Genomic DNA, 1,428 nt, shown 5'->3' with positions numbered 1-1,428 from the left:
ACGGCTCCGGAAGCAGTTCCCATATGTGGACGGCTCCCGCTTGCAAGTGTTTTCTGCAGATTTTTTTTGATCAGATCGCTTGCTTCCATATGTGCGGCCTTTGTGTGTGGTCGCACATGACCACTGGCCAAGATGGTTTCCGCGACGCGAGTTCCTAACACGGGATCGACCTTGAGTGGCCATTGGAACTGACGGAGTATCACGCGTCTTGGATCGATCGATCGCACCATCTGCTCTTCTCTTGCAAGTTCACCGCATCAGCTCAACATGGTAGCATTCTTCCTGCTCACCGTGATGGGCCAATCTTATACTGACTGTGTTTGTCCCTCTGCCGGCCGATAGGTCTCGCCGCTCATCATGAGCTTCCAGGCAATGCGCGCGATCTTGTTGGCCAACGCCACTGCAACCAGCTTCGGTTTTTTCCGTTGCAGGAGTTCGATGAGCCATCGGGAAGCATGCCTGCTTCGGCCTGCTCTGACGTGCTGAAGAAGAGCGGTTGCGCCAACCACCAAGATGCTTCGTAGCATTTCATCGCCGGCACGAGTGATCACACCAAGCCTGGCCTTTCCGGCAGTCGAATGGTCTTTGGGTGTCAGGCCAATCCAGGCGGCAAAATCACGCCCGGATTTAAACATCCGCGGGTCTGGGGTTTTCATCATTAAAAGCGATGCGCCGACCGGTCCGACACCCGGAATTTCGGCTAGGCGTTTGCTGCATTCATCGGAACGATGCAAGGCCATCAGCTTTTCATCGATTATTTTTGTCTCGGCAAGCAGGTCGCGATATTCCTGACGGTGCATGGCGAAGAGCTCGCGCGCCAGTTCCGGCAGAGATTGATCAGCCGCAATGCGCTCCAGCAACGCTTCGATCTGGCACATGCCTTTGGCTGCGACGATGCCGAACTCCATGGCAAAACCGCGGATAGCATTAGCAAGCTGCGTTCGATTGCGGATGAGCCTCTCTCGCACACCTACCAGCATCAAGGCTGCCTGCTGGTCCGCAGTCTTCACCGGCACGAACCGCATGGTGGGTCGGCTCATCGCCTCACATAAAGCTTCCGCATCCGCCGCGTCGTTCTTGCCGCGTTTGACATAAGGCTTTGCCAGCTGAGGTGCGATCAGTTTTACTTCGTGGCCGAACGAGCTCAACAGCCGCGCCCAGTGATGCGAGCCACCGCACGCCTCAAGCGCGATGGTGGTCGGCGGCGCCTTCTCGAAAAACTTCAACATCTCCCTACGCGAGTACTTCCTGCGAAGCACCGGCTGTTCCCCTGCATTCACGCCATGCAATTGGAACACGTTCTTTGACGTATCCATACCAATTCGGATAATCTGGTCCACGGACGGTCTCCTTCGATTGAGCTTTCAACGAACTCATTCTGGCACATTTGATGCCGTTGGGAGCCGTCCACCCCAACACGGGAAGGAC

At 56.0% G+C, this 1,428-nt stretch carries 2 protein-coding genes; both read right to left on the bottom strand.

The window, feature by feature from the left end; translation table 11 throughout:
- Nucleotides 1-230, bottom strand: a 230-nt coding sequence (locus CU102_RS30175; RefSeq protein ID WP_208113919.1) for a hypothetical protein, incomplete at its 3' end; no start/stop codon positions are given.
- 75 nt (nucleotides 231-305) lie between these two features.
- Nucleotides 306-1,340, bottom strand: coding sequence for an IS110 family RNA-guided transposase (locus CU102_RS28225; RefSeq protein ID WP_106714341.1), 1,035 nt, complete (start codon nucleotides 1,338-1,340; stop codon nucleotides 306-308).
- Between the last annotated feature and the right edge of the window lie 88 nt (nucleotides 1,341-1,428).

Source organism: Phyllobacterium brassicacearum (assembly GCF_003010955.1).
Classification (GTDB): domain Bacteria; phylum Pseudomonadota; class Alphaproteobacteria; order Rhizobiales; family Rhizobiaceae; genus Phyllobacterium; species Phyllobacterium brassicacearum.
This window is presented reverse-complemented; position numbering and strand designations above follow the sequence as displayed.